Annotated in this window: 12 protein-coding genes; 4 read left to right on the top strand and 8 right to left on the bottom strand. The window is 54.0% G+C overall.

Features of this window, described 5'->3' with window-relative positions; all coding sequences use genetic code 11:
• Nucleotides 1-148 precede the first annotated feature (148 nt).
• The gene (locus MKX76_RS00780; protein ID WP_007127639.1) at nt 149-1,021 is read right to left on the bottom strand and encodes an AraC family transcriptional regulator; all 873 of its coding nucleotides are present in this window, start codon (nt 1,019-1,021) and stop codon (nt 149-151) included.
• 132 nt (nt 1,022-1,153) lie between these two features.
• On the opposite strand from MKX76_RS00780, the gene MKX76_RS00775 reads away from it, so the two are divergent.
• The 3 genes from MKX76_RS00775 to MKX76_RS00765 all read left to right on the top strand — a co-directional run bounded on the left by MKX76_RS00775 (nt 1,154) and on the right by MKX76_RS00765 (nt 4,032).
• Nucleotides 1,154-2,212: a Gfo/Idh/MocA family protein gene (locus MKX76_RS00775; protein WP_341032701.1), complete on the top strand. Its 1,059-nt coding sequence runs from the start codon at nt 1,154-1,156 to the stop codon at nt 2,210-2,212.
• The gene (locus tag MKX76_RS00770; protein ID WP_341032700.1) at nt 2,209-3,066 is read left to right on the top strand and encodes a sugar phosphate isomerase/epimerase family protein; all 858 of its coding nucleotides are present in this window, start codon (nt 2,209-2,211) and stop codon (nt 3,064-3,066) included. Before MKX76_RS00775 ends, MKX76_RS00770 begins: the two co-directional genes overlap by 4 nt.
• 69 nt (nt 3,067-3,135) lie before the next feature.
• A complete protein-coding gene (locus tag MKX76_RS00765) occupies nt 3,136-4,032 on the top strand; it encodes a sugar phosphate isomerase/epimerase family protein (RefSeq protein WP_341032699.1) in 897 nt (298 codons plus the stop codon).
• 165 nt (nt 4,033-4,197) lie between these two features.
• On the opposite strand, the gene MKX76_RS00760 is transcribed toward MKX76_RS00765, so the two are convergent.
• A complete protein-coding gene (locus MKX76_RS00760; RefSeq protein WP_007127635.1) occupies nt 4,198-5,229 on the bottom strand; it encodes a Gfo/Idh/MocA family protein in 1,032 nt (343 codons plus the stop codon).
• Between the two features lie 23 nt (nt 5,230-5,252).
• Complete coding sequence (locus tag MKX76_RS00755; protein ID WP_341032697.1) at nt 5,253-6,140, bottom strand: sugar phosphate isomerase/epimerase family protein; 888 nt, start codon at nt 6,138-6,140, stop codon at nt 5,253-5,255.
• Nucleotides 6,141-6,397: 257 nt separating this feature from the next.
• Between MKX76_RS00755 and MKX76_RS00750 the strand changes: the two genes are divergently transcribed.
• Nucleotides 6,398-7,303: a helix-turn-helix transcriptional regulator gene (locus MKX76_RS00750; RefSeq protein ID WP_341032696.1), complete on the top strand. Its 906-nt coding sequence runs from the start codon at nt 6,398-6,400 to the stop codon at nt 7,301-7,303.
• On the opposite strand, the gene MKX76_RS00745 is transcribed toward MKX76_RS00750, so the two are convergent.
• The 5 genes from MKX76_RS00745 to MKX76_RS00725 form a co-directional block, all read right to left on the bottom strand.
• A complete protein-coding gene (locus tag MKX76_RS00745; protein WP_028405151.1) occupies nt 7,263-8,498 on the bottom strand; it encodes an aminotransferase class I/II-fold pyridoxal phosphate-dependent enzyme in 1,236 nt (411 codons plus the stop codon). The genes MKX76_RS00750 and MKX76_RS00745 overlap by 41 nt on opposite strands.
• A gap of 7 nt (nt 8,499-8,505) precedes the next feature.
• A complete protein-coding gene (locus tag MKX76_RS00740) occupies nt 8,506-9,432 on the bottom strand; it encodes a D-alanine--D-alanine ligase (RefSeq protein ID WP_007127631.1) in 927 nt (308 codons plus the stop codon).
• Between the two features lie 1,596 nt (nt 9,433-11,028).
• Nucleotides 11,029-12,489, bottom strand: a complete 1,461-nt coding sequence (gene pdxR / locus MKX76_RS00735; RefSeq protein WP_007127629.1) for a MocR-like pyridoxine biosynthesis transcription factor PdxR — start codon at nt 12,487-12,489, stop codon at nt 11,029-11,031.
• A 705-nt stretch (nt 12,490-13,194) separates the two neighbouring features.
• The gene (locus tag MKX76_RS00730; RefSeq protein ID WP_007127628.1) at nt 13,195-14,859 is read right to left on the bottom strand and encodes a DUF4091 domain-containing protein; all 1,665 of its coding nucleotides are present in this window, start codon (nt 14,857-14,859) and stop codon (nt 13,195-13,197) included.
• 498 nt (nt 14,860-15,357) lie between these two features.
• Nucleotides 15,358-16,779 carry an alpha-L-fucosidase gene (locus MKX76_RS00725; protein ID WP_341032695.1) on the bottom strand — a complete coding sequence of 474 codons (1,422 nt, stop codon included), beginning with the start codon at nt 16,777-16,779 and terminating at the stop codon, nt 15,358-15,360.
• Nucleotides 16,780-16,787: the final 8 nt, after the last annotated feature.

Here is a 16,787-nt window from a genome sequence, read left to right as displayed (position 1 = left end):
AAAGGGTCCTCCATGATCTCCGCCCGCTTATGCATTTAAGATAATGATATTCATTATAGGATGCATTGATCTATATGTCTACAGTCTTATCCTATGATACAGCGGCACGGCGTATGAACTGCCTGCACATGGATCAGCTTATGACAGATCAATGAGAAACAGCACTGTTTTTTCTTAAAAAAGAAGGGGCAAGCCGTTTATATTTCTTGAAGATGCGGCTGAAATAATAAATATCCTTGAACCCCGTCGCTACCGCGATCTCGGAGACGGTAAGCGGGCTGCTTCGCAGCAGATAATCCGCTTTATTAATCCGGGTCTCGTTAACATATTCCGTTACGGTTCTTCCGCTCAGCTCTTTAAACAACCGGCTGAAATGATATCGGCTGAGACCGGCCATCCCGGATAGCAGCTCGACCGAAAGCTCCTCCTTGTAATGCTCCTCAATGTATTTGAATATCGGGGCAAAACGCTCTACGTTCTTCATCCGCTCCACATATTCATCCTGTGTGAGAACGGTTGCAACATAGCCTCTCAAGAGCAGCGTAAGCAAGCGGTACAGCTCGGATTTAATGGCGAGCTCATAACCGAATTCCCGCTTTTCCAGCTCTTGGATGATCGCCAGCATAGATGAAAGAACGTCATCTCCGTTAACCCGGTTGGCGAACACCAGACGATTTTGGGTAATCGGCGTAATGAATTTCATCTCCGGCGCATCCAAGGAATGGCTCTGGAGCAGCGAGAAGTCCACGATTAACGCATAATAGAACAAATGATCAGACTGACTGATTCCATAATGAAGCTCATTGCGATTAATGACAATCAAATCGCCTTCGCGGGCATGCAAGGTGGAGGAACCGCACTCCAGCATTGCTTCTCCGGAGACAAAATACAAAATTTCCAAATGCTCGTGATAGTGGCGATTAAACATGACCTGTCCCCTGCCCTCGAACTGGCAGAGATGAACCTTGATCGGAAATTGGGGGTCCGGCATCGTCATCGGTTCCCGCAGTGTATGGTCCAATGCTCTGGTCTCCTTTGAACTTGATCAAGACAGCACGATCGTACAAACAAAAAGCACGGTTTATCATGGTGTCTTTCCTTAGAAGCATTATAATACAGAAGTGTAATGCAGTAAATTCAGAGGAGTGAAATCATGAAATCAATTAATGTTGGGGTCATTGGAACTGGTTCGATCTCTGCTATGCATTTGCAATCCTACCAAAAACACGCGAACGCGAATCTGCTCGCGGTATGTGATTTAAATGAAGAACGCGCACGGCTTGCGGCTGAAAAGTACGGCGCTACCAAAGTATTTACAGATTATCGCGAGCTGCTGGCCGATCCTGAGATCGATGCGGTAAGCATCTGTACCTGGAACAATACCCATGCCGAGATCAGCATTGCCGCTCTTAACGCCGGCAAGCATGTCCTCGTCGAGAAGCCGCTGTGCCGTACGGTCGAGGAAGCGCTGCGCGTTCAGGAAGCGGTGAAATCCTCCGGCAAGCTGCTTCAAGTCGGCTTTGTCAGACGCTATGATCCGAATGCTCAAATGCTGCGCGAGTTCGCGGACAAAGGCGAGTTCGGAGAAATTTATTTTGCGAAGGCCTCTTCGATCCGCAGACTCGGAAATCCGGGCGGCTGGTTCTCCGACATTGAACGTTCAGGGGGCGGACCGCTAATTGATATCGGCGTTCACGTCATTGATCTGTGCTGGTACATGATGGGCCGTCCGAAGCCGGTAGCTGTCAGCGCCAATACATACCGAAAGCTGGGCAACCGTTCCAATGTCCGGAATCTGTCGTTCTACAAAGCTGCAGACTATGATGCGGAGAAGAATACGGTCGAGGATATGGCAAATGCGATGATCCGATTTGAAAACGGTGCCTCGATGCTGGTTGATGTCAGCTTCACGCTGCATTCGAAGGAAAATCAGCAGACCGTTAAATTGTATGGCGACAAGGGCGGTTTCGAGATTGATCCTGAAGTTGTCATCGTCACCGAGAAGCATGACACGATCATCAACATCCAGCCTCAAACGGACCACAAGGGATTTGACTTCGATTCCGCTTTCCAGAGCGAGGTCAACCACTTTATCGCAAGCATTGAGAACGGAACCCAGCCGCTAAGCCCTGTGGAAGACGGCGTGGAAATAATGAAAATTCTGTGCGGTATCTATGAATCCGCCGAAAAAGGAGCTGAAGTTCTGCTATGAAACTTGGCGTAAGCTCGTACAGCCTTTACCAGGCCATGAACAAAGGTGAAATGACCATAACCGACGTGATCGACTACATTGCCGAAATCGGCGGTGAGCATATTGAGATCGTGCCCCTCGGATTCAATTTAAAGGAAAATCCGGAGCTCATCGATACGATTAAGTCCCATGCCGCCGCCAAAGGGCTCGAGCTCTCCAACTATGCTATCGGCGCGAACTTCGCCGAACTCGATGATGCCGCTTATGAGGCAGAGATCGAGCGCGTAAAAAGCGAGGTCGATATTGCAGCAGCCCTGGGCGTAAAGCGGATGCGCCATGACGTGGCAACGTCCAAGGACTTGTCGCTCGTTCATTTTATCGAGGAGCTCCCTCGCCTTGCAAATGCCTGCCGCATCATCGCGGATTATGCAGCCGGGCGCGGCATTATCACCAGCGTGGAGAATCACGGGTATTTCATTCAGCACAGCGACCGGGTGAAAGCGCTTGTCCAAACCGTTAACCATCCAAATTTCAAGACGACGCTGGACGTCGGCAACTTCATGTGTGCGGATGAGGAATCCACGGTAGCCGTGAAGAACAATATCGGTCTCGCTTCCATGGTGCATTTCAAGGACTTCTATTACCGTCCGGCTAGCCGTCCTCCAGGCGGAGGCTGGTTTAACACGTCTAGCGGTAACTGGCTTCGCGGTGCCATTGTCGGCCAAGGCGACATTAAGATTCCAGAAGTGATTCGCATCGTGAAGGAATCCGGTTATGACGGCTACATTTCCATTGAATTCGAGGGCATGGAGGATTGCCGCACCGGAACCAAGCTAGGCCTGGAGTATGTGCGCAAAGTGTGGAACGAAAGCTGATCTTTTCGTTTTTTGATATTCGATAGAAGCAACCGATCGACGACAAAGATTGAGGGAGGAGTTTAAACGATGTCGAAGCCTATCATGCCGAACAAAATCGGCGTTATTGTTGACAGCTTTCGGGTTGGCGTAAGAGAAGGTTTGGTCAAGGCGAAAAATGTCGGTGCCGACGGTGTTCAGATCTACGCTGTTCATGGAGAAATGGATCCGGCCAATTTGTCCGCGTCCGCACGCAAGGAGCTGAAGGATTACATTGAATCCTTGGGCCTTGAAATCTCGGCGCTTGTGGGAGACCTGGGGGGCCACGGTTTCCAGGATCCGTCCGAAAATGCAGCCAAAATCGAGAAGTCGAAACGCATCATGGAGCTGGGTCTTGAGCTCGGCACCAATATCGTGACCACCCACATTGGCATCGTGCCGCAGGATCGCAACAGCCGCGTATACGAGACGATGCACAATGCCTGCCTCGAGCTTAGCACGTTCGCCAAATCCATGAACGCGTTCTTTGCCATCGAGACGGGGCCGGAGCCTTCCGCCCATCTCAAGTCCTTCCTGGACGGTCTTGGCTCGAACGGCGTGTCCGTGAACTTTGACCCGGCCAATATGGTGATGGTGACCGGCGATGATCCTGTCCAAGGCGTATATAATCTGAAGGATTATATCGTCCATACACACGCGAAGGACGGTATCAAGCTGGCCGAGTTTGTGGATCCCCGTGACGTGTACGGAGATTTCGGTTATGAAGCGCCGGCACTTGATCATGACAAAATTGCCGACATGGCGGAGTCCGGCGAGAAGTTCCGTGAAGTTCCGCTCGGCGAAGGCAGCGTGGATTGGCCTGCATATCTTCAAGCGTTGAAGGATATCGGCTACACCGGATATTTGACGATCGAACGTGAAGTGAAAGCTAATCCGGAGGCCGATATTAAGCTGGCGGTTGACTTCCTGAAGACGTTCCGTGCGTAGAGCCTAACGAATACTTCACAATTGTGAGACGAAAGAAACGGGGCTGTCCCGCAGATGAACTGCTCCCCTACAGTAGCAGGCTTTATGATTTCACCTGTCTACCGTATGGGGAGCATATCACAGCTGGGACAGCCCCGTTTTATTATGGATACAATATTTATACGCTTACGATACGCTCTGCTTCCCGGACAGCGCTTCCAGCGCTCCCTGAGCCTTGGCCGAGCGGATCTCCGCTTCGATGATTTCCAGTGAGCCTACGGCACTCTCCGGCGTGCATACCGTTACAGCCTTCCCTTGTGCCACGCTGTCAATGAAATAGCGGAGCTCGCGGTAATATCCGGAATCACCTGACAGCTCAGCCGTAAAGCCCGGCGCGTCCTCTGGATACACCTTCACTTCATTGTTTTCAAATACAATCGTAGCCTTCTCCAGGTTCACACGGTACCCCATATAGAAGCCGTGGTCGCCATGCAGGGTCCAATCCGCTCTGGCCGTAATGACCTTGCCGTCCGGATAGCTGTAATGCGTCGACACGATATCGTACGAGCTTCCTTCGATGATATTCTTGGCGAAAGTAGATACATGCTGCGGTCTGCCTAACAGCCAATGGATCATATCCACGTCATGGACATGCATATCCGTGATGCAGCCGCCGCTCTTGTCTCCCTCGAGGAACCAGCCTTTAGGCGGCTCGGAGCCGCGGAAGAATTCGCCGGCTACGATTTGTCCGTAACGCCCGTCCTCCAGGCAAGCCTTCAAATATTCGTACGCAGGCCAGAAACGAAGACATTGCCCGATCATTAGGGTTGCCCCCGTACGCTCAGCCGTCTTCACCATCCGCCAGGCTTCTTCCGAGCTGCCTGCGATCGGCTTCTCGCATAAGACATGAATTCCGCGTTCGAGCAGCATGCAGGTCATATCCGCGTGCAGATTCGTCGGCAAGCATACATCGACGATGTCGAGCTCCTCATTCTCCAGCATGCGATCGATATGGTCATACAGCCGGTAAGGCGTAAGATCATACACTTCCCGCTCGGTCGCCATATTACCGTTAGCCTTGCTTTCTTTCAGTTCATCAATTCGGATATCGCAAATCGCGGCAAGCTGGATATCCGCTCCTTCATCCATTAGTCGCATGTAATTGTCAAAGTGCATACGTCCCATAAAACCAAAGCCCAACAGTCCGATTTTCAGCATGCTGATCCCCTCCTCTTCTTCCCTTAAGATTGTCCCAATTGCTCACGCACGGCCGTTTGACGCAGCGTTGGCGTCCGGCCAAGAATCGCATCCATGGCGTTCGAGGTGTTGAAAATGATCTGATCCGAATAATGCGTGTAAGCAGGGATCATCTCCGCGGTGACATAGTTGTCATAGCCGATCCCCTTTAATGCCTCGACCACGGCAGGATAATCGACGTCTCCGGCCAGCAGGTCCACGAAGCCGTGCAAGCCTCCCGCCTGTCTGCGGTAGTCCTTGAAATGAACCTTCTTGATTCTTGATCCCAGAATGCGAATCCAGTGCTCCGGATAACCGCTGTGCACGACGTTACCCACATCAAAATAGGAGCCGACATAATCGGAGCCGATCTCATCTATAAAGGTGCGGAGCTCCAGCGGAGAGAGCAAAAATTTGTTCCAAACGTTCTCGATGGCAATCGCCACGCCCGCGCTTTCGGCATACGGAACCAGCTTGCGAATGCCTTCCTGCGCCCGTTCGTAAGCAACCTCGTAATCGATTACGGCGGAGCCGGGGATGAAATCCACGCCAACCGCCCCAGGAATAACCAGGATCGCATCCACTCCAAAGGCTGCGGCCAGCTCGAGCTGTTTTTTGCAAATATCGATAGCCTTTTCGCGCACTGCAGGGTCATCGCTTGTCATCGGATAATCCCAGTACAGACCTGTAGCAAGTCCGGCGATTTCCAAATTCGCGTCCTCCAGCTGAGCCTTGATGTTTTTAACCACCTGATCGCCGGCCTGAAGGCCAAGCTCTCCATCCTTATTCAGCGACAGCTCGATCCCTTCGAAGCCGGCCTCCTTCGCCAGTTGGATGCATTCCGCAATAGACGCATCTCCCCGAAACGACCAAATGTTGATCCCTTTCTTCATAACGAATACCTCCCCATTTGTTTTGGTTTGCTGCTAGCCTGCCACGGGTGCCGGGTTAGCCATGAAAATGAAAGAAAGCTCCTAGAAACGCATCATTTGACTTTTTCCGTCAAGTTGAAAGGCAGGGAATGTCATGTAATAATACTTATATAATAAACAAAGACTCGTCTGATTGATTTAGATAGAAAAGCGATTTTTTGGACAATTCCGTTATGTTGCCAGGAAGGGTTATGTAGGTTAAAAAGGAGGAACAGCTTATGGCCGTCGAGGCATCGGAATACCCTCTGCAGCGGCTCGCCCCGGTTCAGCAGTGGTCTCCCAGCATTCATTACGCCCAGCTTCAACGAATGGGGACCGGAGCTCTTCCGCAGCGCAGATTGTACGATTTCGAGCTGCTGTACGTCAGCCAAGGGGAGGCCGTCACGACGATGTACGGAAAGCGTCATGTTATTGAGGCAGGCCAGCTCATCTTTCTGCCCTCCGGCGTTTACCATCAGAATGAAGTGACCTCGATCCCGGAAGCGCATTTTCTCGGCATTCACTTTGATTTTTTCGGAGAGCTTGAAATCCAGACCGAAGCGGACATGATTGTGAACGAAGCCGCCGTAGCGGCGGATAAATTTGCCAGGGAGGCCATCTCGGAGGTTTTCCCTCCGCTGTCTTCCCGGACGATTTACACGCCTCCGCTCTCCTGCGTTCAATTAATGGAGCGGGTCGTGGAGGAGTTTACGCTCCGTTCGGCGGGATATGAGCTTGTCTGTAAAGGATTGATGCTGGATATTCTCGTTCAGTTATTCCGCACCCACTCCTCCCAGGCTCTGACGGAAACGTCGCCCCATGACGGCAAGCTGATGGATCTGATGGCCCGCATTGAAAAAGCTCCAGCCGAAGACTGGAGCAACAAACGGATCGCGGCGCATCTGATGCTGAGCCCTGATCATACCGCCAAGCTGTTTAAGCGCCTGGCGGGGATGCCGCCAAGCGAGTTTGTTCAATCGGTTCGCCACCGCGAAGCACGGCGGCTGCTGCGGGAAACCGATCTTTCGATTGAAGCGATCGGAGACCGGATCGGCTACCCGGATATCCATTATTTCAGCCGGATCTTCCGCAAGCTTGAAGGGATTACAGCGACAGACTACCGCAAGCTTTCGAGAATTCTGTAGGGAAAGCCGCATGAACGGAAGGCAGAAGCTCCGCCGACTTCAGCCAACGGCCGATCCGCTCAACCGCCTCCTGAAGCTGCCCGGAGGAAGCTGCATAGGAGCAGCGGATGAATCCTTCCCCGCCAAGACCGAATACGTGGCCGGGCACGGCTGCAACCTTCGCCTCGCGCAGCATCCGTTCGGCGAACTGCTGTGAGCTAAGCCCCGTTCCGGCAATGCTCGGAAAGGCATAGAAGGCTCCCTTCGGCTCGCGGCAGGGAAGGCCGATCTCGTTCAGCCCTTGAACGAACATCTTCCGGCGTTCATCGAACGCCGCCTTCATGGATTCCTTGTCCTCCTGCCCGTTTCTCATACATTCAATCGCTGCGATCTGTCCCATAATTGGAGCGCAGAGGGCCGTATACTGGTGAATTTTTATCATCCCCTTAAGCAGCTCCCGTTCTCCGCATAAATACCCGACCCGCCAGCCCGTCATGGCGAAGGCTTTCGAGAAACCGCCGATGACGAGTGTGCGGTCCCGCATCCCCGGCAGGGAGGCGATGCTGGTATGCTCCCCGACGTACGTAAGCTCCGCATACATTTCATCCGAGATGACAACCAGATTGTGCTGAATCGCGAGGCTGGCAATCGGCAGCCAATCGGCAGCCGTCATCACAGCCCCCGTCGGATTGCTCGGAAAGTTCACGACGAGCGCTTTGGTTCGTGGTGTAATCGCCTGCTGCAGCGCGTCGGCGGTCAATTTGAAATCCTGCTCGGCAGTCAGCTCCAGTTCCACGGCACGTCCGCCATTCAGACTGACGAGCGGAGCATAGGCAACATACCCCGGCACAGGAATGATCACCTCGTCGCCCGGGGATACAAGGGCGCGCAGCGCCAAGTCGATCGCCTCGCTGCCGCCCACCGTGACCAGCACCTCCCGCGACGGCTCGTAGCTCAGCTGAAAGCGGCTGTACAAATACTCCGCAATAGCTTCCCGCAGCTCCATTAGCCCCTCATTCGGCGTATACATGGTCCGTCCGCTCTCCAGCGCCCGGGCGCTCGCCTCAATGGCACGCTTCGGGGTAACAAAATCCGGCTCGCCGACTCCCAGGGAGATCACCTCCGGATCCGCTTCGGCCGCATTAAAGAACTGCCGGATCCCTGAGGGCGGCATGGTTTGCACAATCGGCGTCAGGAAGCTATTCGTTGTATTCATATTCGCTCTACTCCTTGTATGTGGTATTTTCTCTTAACCGTTCCGATAAAGATGACGTAATGATGGCATCCAGCAGCATGCTGAATGAGAGGCCTGCCGCCGCCGCGCTTTTGGGCAGCAGGCTCGTTCTCGTTAATCCCGGCAGCGTATTGACTTCCAGTATAAACGGAACGCCGTCCTTCAGGATGATATCGACCCGCGCATAAACGCTGCACTTCAGCGCCTTATAGCATTGAAGCGCTGCCGCGCATACCTTCCTCTGAAGTTCCTCCGGCAGCTCAATCACCTGCTCTTCGGCTTCGCCTTCCGCGTATTTGGATGTGTAATCAAAGAATTCGGCATTCGGCTTGATCGACACGATCGGCAGCAGCTTTCCGTCCAAAATGGAGCAAGTGATTTCCTGGCCTTCTATCCACTGCTCGATCATGACCGATCGATCCCATTGGAGGGCATCCGCCACTGCCGCTTTCAGCTTATCGCGGGATCGCACAATCCGGGTACCGATGCTGGACCCTCCCGTATTCGGTTTGACCACGAGGGGAAATCCCAGCGACTCTACATTCGCTTCCGCCAGCTCCTCCAGGCTGCTGACGATGAGCCAATCGGCCGTATGCAATCCTTCATACCGAAGCAGCTTCTTGCTGACATCTTTGTCCATGCAGATACTGCTGGACAAGACGCTGCTGCCCGTATATGGAATGCCCATGGACTCCAGGGTGGCCTGTACTGTACCGTCCTCCCCGTACTGGCCGTGCAGTGCAAGCAGGGCAATGTCGATCCCTTCGGTCTTGTTGATCAGGTCGCGCTTGTCATTGATTTCAATCGGGATGGCCTCGTACTTGGACGGATCCAGATGAGCCATCATTTCCTGACCCGTGAGCAGCGAAATGTCCCGCTCGGATGAAACGCCTCCCATGATGACGCCGACTTTCATGATGTGTGACCTCCTTCATGTAATGTGAGCTGGCCCTCAAGTGGAAAGCTTGCCGTGGGCCTGCTTCGCAATCCGCATGCGGATTGTGCCTCCGATCCCTTCTATGGGGCTAATCCGCACTACGCATGCGGCGGATTGCAGTTCCCGTTCCTTCTGCGGGTCTATGCAGCAATACGCATGCGGATTGCTGTTTCCGATCCATCTGTGGGGCTATTCAGCACTCCGCATGCGGATTGCACCTCCGATCCCTCTTATCCCCAGATTCCTTTCATCCCATTTTCATTGTTGGAATCCGGGGATAAAGGGGCACGCTTCGCTTCTACGGTCCAATTCCGCCTGCTCCGTTGATGCGGTTGTTGTGCTGCTCTTCGCCTGCAGCCGGATTCGCTTAGGCCGAAACAGCGGTTTGTGGGTCTGGTCCGCACTACGCATGCGGATTGCTGTTTCCGATCCATCTGTGGGGCTATTCAGCACTCCGCATGCGGATTGTACCTCCGATCCCTCTTATCCCCAGATTCCCTGTCATCCCATTTCCGTTGTTGGAATCCGGGGATAAAGGGGCACGCTTCGCTTCTACGGTCCAATTCCGCCTGCTCCGTTGATGCGATTGCTGTGCTGCTCTTGCTTGGCACAAGTCCCTTTTGGGGACTTGCTCCGCCATCGCAGCTCCTTTTCGACCGCACAAGTCCCTTTTCGGGACTTGCTCCGCCATCGCAGCTCCTTTTAGCCTGCACAAGTCCCTTTTCGGGACTTGCTCCGCCATCGCAGCTCCTTTTCGCCTGCACAAGTCCCTTTTGGGGACTTGCTCCGCCATCGCAGCTCATTTTCGACCGCACAAGTCCCTTTTGGGGACTTGCTCCGCTACCGCAGCCCCTTTTCGGCCGCACAAGTCCCTTTTGGGAACTTGTTACGCCATCGCAGCTCCTTTTCGACCGCACAAGTCCCTTTTGGGGACTTGCTCCGCCACGGCAGCTCCTTTTCGACCGCACAAGTCCCTTTTCGGGACTTGCTCCGCTACCGCAGCTCCTTTTCGACCGCACAAGTCCCTTTTGGGGACTTGCTCCGCCATCGCAGCTCCTTTTCGACCGCACAAGTCCCTTTTCGGGACTTGCTCCGCCATCGCAGCTCCTTTTCGCCTGCACAAGTCCCTTTTGGGGACTTGCTCCGCCACGGCAGCTCCTTTTCGACCGCACAAGTCCCTTTTCGGGACTTGCTCCGCCACCTGACATGCAGCCGCTTCGGCTCCATAGTCCGAACTCCACCTGCTAGTTGAAGCAGCCCCAACGCTCCCACATCTCCGGCTACCGCCTACTTAGACATGGTACACAGCCAAGGCTCAGTCCCATTCCTTCTAGACTTCGCTGCAGTGTTTAGTTCCTTCAAGCATGATATTCGTCTACTTTCGAGTTCATCTACTTTCAAGTTCTTCTACTTTCGAGTTCTTCTACTTTCAAGTTCTTCTACTTTCGAGTTCTTCTACTTACGAAGCCTTACTCGAGAACAGCTAATATAGCCCATCTGCAATCAAGTTCTTCTACTTTCCAAGCCTTCCACTTTCGGAAACCCCTAAACTAGACATCTAAACCCACACAATCTCTACACCATCCTCCTGGCGGTTTCGCCGATGATGCGGATCCCCTTCCGGATGTTCTCATCCGAAACGCGAGAGAATCCAAGCCGCATCGTATGCTGCCCGCCGCCGTCGGTGTAGAAAATATCCCCGGGCGTAAACACTACGCCTTGCGCGGAGCAGGCTTCCAATAGCTCGCGCGTCCGCAAGCCTTGCTCGAATTGAACGAATACGTGGAGCCCGCCGTCTCCGGTCAGCCGGTGCTGCGGCAGCCATTCTTCGCAGCAGCTTTTGGCCAGCTCATATTTTCGCTTATATTCCGCCTTGGCCCGCTTCAGGTATTTCTCGAAATTGCCGTTATAGAGATACTGGTAAAGCAGGGACTGGTCCAGCGTAGAGGTGTGGATGCTGCGCGCACGCTTCACGCTTTCGAGGTAATCGATCAGGGTTTTATCCGCGAGGACCCAGCCGACGCGCAGTCCTGGAAACAGAATTTTGGAAAAGCTGCCCAAATAAATTACGCTGTTGTTTCCCCCGCCGGCACAGGCGACGAGCGGCGCGATATGCGAGCCGGAATACCGGAGCTCCTCATTGAAGCCGTCCTCTATCACCGGCGTCTCATACTCGCTGAGCAGCCGCAAAGTCTCGAGCCTCTTCTGCGGCGACATCACGATCCCCGTTGGATTATGGTAGGAAGGCACGAGGTACGCCAAATCATAAGGGCGAGCCGCGAGCTCGCCGGCAAGGTCCGCTAAGCTGATGCCATCTTGCTCCATCGGAACGCCGGTGATGGCGTAACCGTGCATTTTGAAATTTTTAATGGCGGTATGGTGGGTCGGATTCTCGCATAGGATGCGGCCATGGCCTTTATTCAAGGCTGCAAGCACCAAGCTCAGTCCCTCTGTAAAGCCGCTGGTCACCAACAGATCCTTGCCCGATACATCAACGCCTTTATTCTCCATATAGTGAAGCAAATAATCGATCAGCGGCTTGTAGCCCTTGGCATAGCCGTAATTGAGGAGGACTTCTCCCTCCAGCGACATTCGGTCAAGGAAGGCGCGCTTTACATTTTGCAGATCGAACAGCTTCTCATCGGGTGCGATGCTCGTAAACGATATCGCCCCTTTGCCGGCACGGATGCCGTGCTTCATCAAGTCATTCGCTTCCGCCAGCCTCGCGTAGTCGTTCAACCGCGAAGTCCAGTCCAGCTGTACATTTGCCGGCTGCGCTTCCGTTTCATTCGTGTTGATCGAGGGGATCACGAAATGCCCCTGGCCTTTGACGGCGTAAATATAGCCTTCGTCCTCAAGGTCCGAGTAGGCATTCAGCACGGTGTTGCGGCTGACGTGAAGCAGCGAACCGAGCTCCCGCGTAGACGGCAGCTTTTGATCCGCCTGCAACGCTCCGGTCGTCATCAGCCGTTTCATATAATCTTTGACCTGTATATAAGCCGGACGGTCATCCGCTAGCGTAAAATCGGAATACATCCCATAACCCCCTTGCCACAATCATGGCATATTTTTGAATGGTCCACTAGAACCACGACATGTCGCTTTCATGACCGGTGTGGTTGCCTTGCCACGTGACGCCCCATGTCCAATGATGGCTCAAAGAAAACAGTTTGTTCCATGCCGACGAAATTCGACGTTGGAATCGAAGCAGAACTCGCAATTTCCTAAACGGTGATCGTGATAAAAGTTTAACAGCCACCCGGTGCTTTTTTGAATCGAATTACTCTATATCTGTGATTGACAGCCCCTAAGATCAGATGATCGCTGGTACTGCACTGCTTAATTCTACCCTAGTTTTCACCTGTTCGGGCCGCTATCCGTCCAATCATTAAGTTAGGTAGTTCCAAGTTATTAAAGGTTTAGATCTAAAAAACTCCTCTCGGCAAAACAAGTTACTTCCTTCCTTTGTCATGTCACCTGTCTACCTATAGGGAGCCGTGGGAGCCTATCGGTCTGGGCAAAACGAAAAGCCGCTCCGATACATTGTATCGAAGCGGCAAGCATTTGAAAGGGACCAATTTCGTGAGAGTGGCCGGGAATAGAGATTATGCAATCATAGCAGCTACGCATATCACCAGTACGAACCCTGTAATTATGTCGTTGTCTTGGCTTTGTATATAGCGATGATCTCGGGAATATAGCGGTACGCGCGGTGACCATCCACCTCTGCTCCCTTTTCCCTTATTTAACCGCCATCGACTCCTTAATCTTGTCATTAATCCATTGCCGCTTGGACAGAAGCCACTTCTCATCACGCGGATACGTCTTGAATGTGATCGGCTCTTCCAGCCCTTCCTCCAGCGCCTCCAGCACGGCCTCACGGCCGATCTGCTGCTCCAGCAGCTGCAGCGCCCGGAGATCCTGAAGCGCTTCATGGAACACCTTCAGCCGGATCGACTCCACCGGTCCGTCCTCTCCTGGATAAACCAGGAACGCATCGCCGGACGGAAAGCCGCTGTCCGCGTCGGTTACCCGATAAGGATCGATCGCCCGCCGCGAGTACTGGGAGTACCAGAAATTGTAGCCCCAATGCAGGAAGCCTTCGATGTTATATTTATAGAGCTGCATGCCAAGAATGCGGTTTCGAGCGGAAGGCAGGTTGAAGAACCGGTTGGACACCTCTTTATACTGCGAGCAGCAGTAGTAGGTCCACAGCCCTTCGACTCCGGCTTCGAGGAACGGCTCGATATGGTTGCTTGCCGGAATCGGGCGCTTTACAAGCCCTTCCTCATAGAACGAAAAATCGGAAAGCGCGTCGATAATCGGGTAATCGGGCAGCAGCTCGTTCATTAAACGGCTCGCTTGGCCGTATGCCTCAATATGGGAGGCATGGGGCTCATCGGACACATGGAAATAACATCTGTCGTCACGCCCATGATCCTCGATCCAGTCCACTAAAGCCGGAATGAACTGTCTAAGGAAGGCTTGATATTCCTCACCCGATGCATCGGTCTCCCAGCCGAACAGCTTCTGGGTCTCCCCGTTTACGTTCGCCACAATTTTCGGTGCGTGCTTCGCCCCCCACTGCGTGAAGAAATGGGAGAACTCTAGGTATTGAATGCCGCAGCGGTCGCACAGATCGGTCCAGCGGTCCAGCTTGTCAAATCCGAACCGGTAGGAGCCATCGCCGAGAACCTCAACATCCACGAGCTGCACCGTCGGGCGCTCGCCGCCCACTTCGGTATCCAGCGGGGGAGTAAACAGCGGGGTCAACATCATGTTCATCCCGTGCTCTGCCGCCGTCCGGATATACTGCTCGATCAGCTGCCAATGACGTTCGCTGAACACATCGACACCATAGTAGGTTGCCAGGCAATCCGTATGGAACCACTCGGTATGAATCAGCGTCTGCGCCGGCAGCACAGCTGGGATCAGCTCCAGCCGGAAAGTCTCTTCGGCAAGCTTCTCTCCCGAATCCGTCTCAAACCGGAGCCCGATATCGTATTTACCGCCCGCTCTGCCGGAATCCGGCTCAACTGTAACCCATAAGCTTCTCCACTGGCTCGGACGCCCTGTTACAGCTGCGTCTGCAGCGAGAGGAAATAACGGATCCGGGTATAACCCCGGGGTGCTTCTTAATATGAACTCGTCATGGTCATGGTACGTCGGCAGGTCCGAAGGGGCAAGACCTACAGAGCGAATGGAAATGTACTCGCTCAGCTCGGACTCGACAACGACGCGGATATTTTTCATCAGTTGACTTGAGCGGTAAGCCACTTGAAAAGAAAACGTCTCATTCAGGAAAGCCGACCCTGCATCATACGGTGCGGCTGCCAGCTCTTCATCGGCAAACACTTTGGACAAGGAGCTGAGAAGCCGGGTCTCGAACGTTGGAATATTGCTCATTCGGCGATGCATCCTCTCTATCGTGATTTGGATCAATCTTTCGTATATCATACTAGCGAACTCGCGGAACTTGCACGAGAAAAAAATGATTTCGATAAAAAAGGGGACCATCCTCCTAGAAGATGGCCGCCCTGTTGCAAGTACGAATGTGTTTGGGCCCAACATGAAGTCGTGATACGCTCCCTGGGACGCGCCAAGAGCGCTTCATCGGTGCCCGGTCTTGCTCCATGGTCAATGGTAGCACCCGGGTATTGCCCCCATGACCAATGGTAGCGCGAGGCCTAGCCTCATGACCGATGATAGCACCAGGTCTCGTCTCATGCTCAATGGTAGCCGCCCGGTCTTGCCCCATGGTCAATGGTAGCACCCGGGTATTGCCCCACATGACCAATGGTAGCGCCGATCCAGCCCCAAGATTGCATCCAACCCCATGTTTAGTTCATTAATTCATCAATGAACGCTCTCGGTCAGCTCCAACCGCAGGGGTTCAACCCAGCTTCAGTCAACGCCCCGATACACCTCGATCGCGGAAATGTTCGGACACCATCGCGATTCCAAAATGGTAAACCGGATGTATCTGGACCGTACCGCTGGAAACTTGCAGATCCGCTTGCGGCCAATGACCGTTCCGCGGCAGATTGGCTTCCAGGCACCGTCCTCCCTATACTCCAGCTCGTACCGTTCGACCCGCTGCCCATATCGGTGCTCAGCCAGCACGATATGATCAAACTCCTGCTCGCTCCCGAGATCGACCTCGATCACGGCGTATTCGGTGCCCTCCTCCGGGCACCAATACGTGTCCTTGTCCCCGTCCAGCATATTCGCGGCATCCGACCCCGGCATCGTCTCCGATGCCGCAATATGCGCCTGTGCAGCGAGGTTCGTCTTGAACGTAGCGCGCAGCACCTCGCCCAGCTCCCGCAGCCGCTGCCTGTCGTTCTCGTGAATCAGCCCGCGGGGATCCGGCGGAATATTCAGAAGGAAGGTGGCGTTGCCCCCGACCGAGCCGTAATAAATATGCAGCAGCTCTGCAAGCGGCCGAACCTTATCGTCCTCCGAGGCATGGTAGAACCAGCCCGGGCGGATCGACGTATTCACTTCGGCCGGATACCACACCAGCTCGCGCTCACTCAGGATGACGCTGCGGCTGCCAAGGTCCTCCTCGCTCGAGCTGTAATGGCGGGCAAACTCGCGGTCGTCCGTCTTCTGGGATTTTTCCTGAATCGCTTCGTTTTCGCGCAGGGACGCAGGGACGACGCTCCATTCGGACTCCCGGCAATGCCCCGCCTCATTCCCGCACCAGCGTATGTCGGGACCGCATACGGAAATGGCGGCTCCCGGCTGCAGCTCCCGGATCAGGGCGTAATACGCCTCCCAGTCATATTTCTGGCGCTTGCCGTTCGGCCCTTCGCCGCAGGCGCCGTCGAACCATACGCAGAACAACTCGCCATACCCCGTAAGCAGCTCCCTTAATTGGTTCAGAAAAAACTGATTATACCGCGGTGAATCTCCATACGTCGGCTCATGCCGGTCCCAAGGGGAGACATAGATGCCGAACTTGATCCCGCCCCTCCGGCAGGCCTCCGCGACTTCCCGTACCACATCGCCCTCGCCGCCGCGCCATGGGCTGCTCTTTACGGAATGTTCGGTATACCGGCTCGGCCACAGGCAGAACCCGTCATGATGCTTGCATGTAAGGATCAAGCCCCGCATGCCGGCGCTGACGCAGGCCTCTACCCACTGATCCGCATCCAGCTCCGTGGGATTGAACAGCGCAGGGTCCTCCTTCCCCGTTCCCCACTCCATATCGGTAAACGTATTTACCGTAAAGTGGATAAATGCGTAAAACTCCATGTCTTGAACGGCCAATTGCCGCTGTGTCGGCTGGATGCGAGCCGCGTATTCGATCCTATTTTGCAAGCGATAAA

Origin of the sequence: Paenibacillus sp. FSL R5-0810 (genome assembly GCF_038002285.1) — a bacterium.
GTDB classification, from domain to species: Bacteria; Bacillota; Bacilli; order Paenibacillales; family Paenibacillaceae; genus Paenibacillus_AQ; species Paenibacillus_AQ lactis.
Note: the sequence above shows the minus strand (reverse complement) of the source record. Positions and strands in the feature narration are given on the sequence as shown.

Excerpts from the sequence above, each read along its gene's own strand:
- MKX76_RS00765 (WP_341032699.1), top strand. The coding sequence starts at position 3,136 with ATGTCGAAGCCTATCATGCCGAACAAAATCGGCGTTATTGTTGACAGC.
- pdxR (WP_007127629.1), bottom strand. The coding sequence starts at position 12,489 with ATGTATTCCGATTTTACGCTAGCGGATGACCGTCCGGCTTATATACAG.
- MKX76_RS00740 (WP_007127631.1), bottom strand. The coding sequence starts at position 9,432 with ATGAAAGTCGGCGTCATCATGGGAGGCGTTTCATCCGAGCGGGACATT.
- MKX76_RS00755 (WP_341032697.1), bottom strand. The coding sequence starts at position 6,140 with ATGAAGAAAGGGATCAACATTTGGTCGTTTCGGGGAGATGCGTCTATT.
- MKX76_RS00775 (WP_341032701.1), top strand. The coding sequence starts at position 1,154 with ATGAAATCAATTAATGTTGGGGTCATTGGAACTGGTTCGATCTCTGCT.
- MKX76_RS00745 (WP_028405151.1), bottom strand. The coding sequence starts at position 8,498 with ATGAATACAACGAATAGCTTCCTGACGCCGATTGTGCAAACCATGCCG.
- MKX76_RS00750 (WP_341032696.1), top strand. The coding sequence starts at position 6,398 with ATGGCCGTCGAGGCATCGGAATACCCTCTGCAGCGGCTCGCCCCGGTT.
- MKX76_RS00730 (WP_007127628.1), bottom strand. The coding sequence starts at position 14,859 with ATGAGCAATATTCCAACGTTCGAGACCCGGCTTCTCAGCTCCTTGTCC.
- MKX76_RS00770 (WP_341032700.1), top strand. The coding sequence starts at position 2,209 with ATGAAACTTGGCGTAAGCTCGTACAGCCTTTACCAGGCCATGAACAAA.
- MKX76_RS00760 (WP_007127635.1), bottom strand. The coding sequence starts at position 5,229 with ATGCTGAAAATCGGACTGTTGGGCTTTGGTTTTATGGGACGTATGCAC.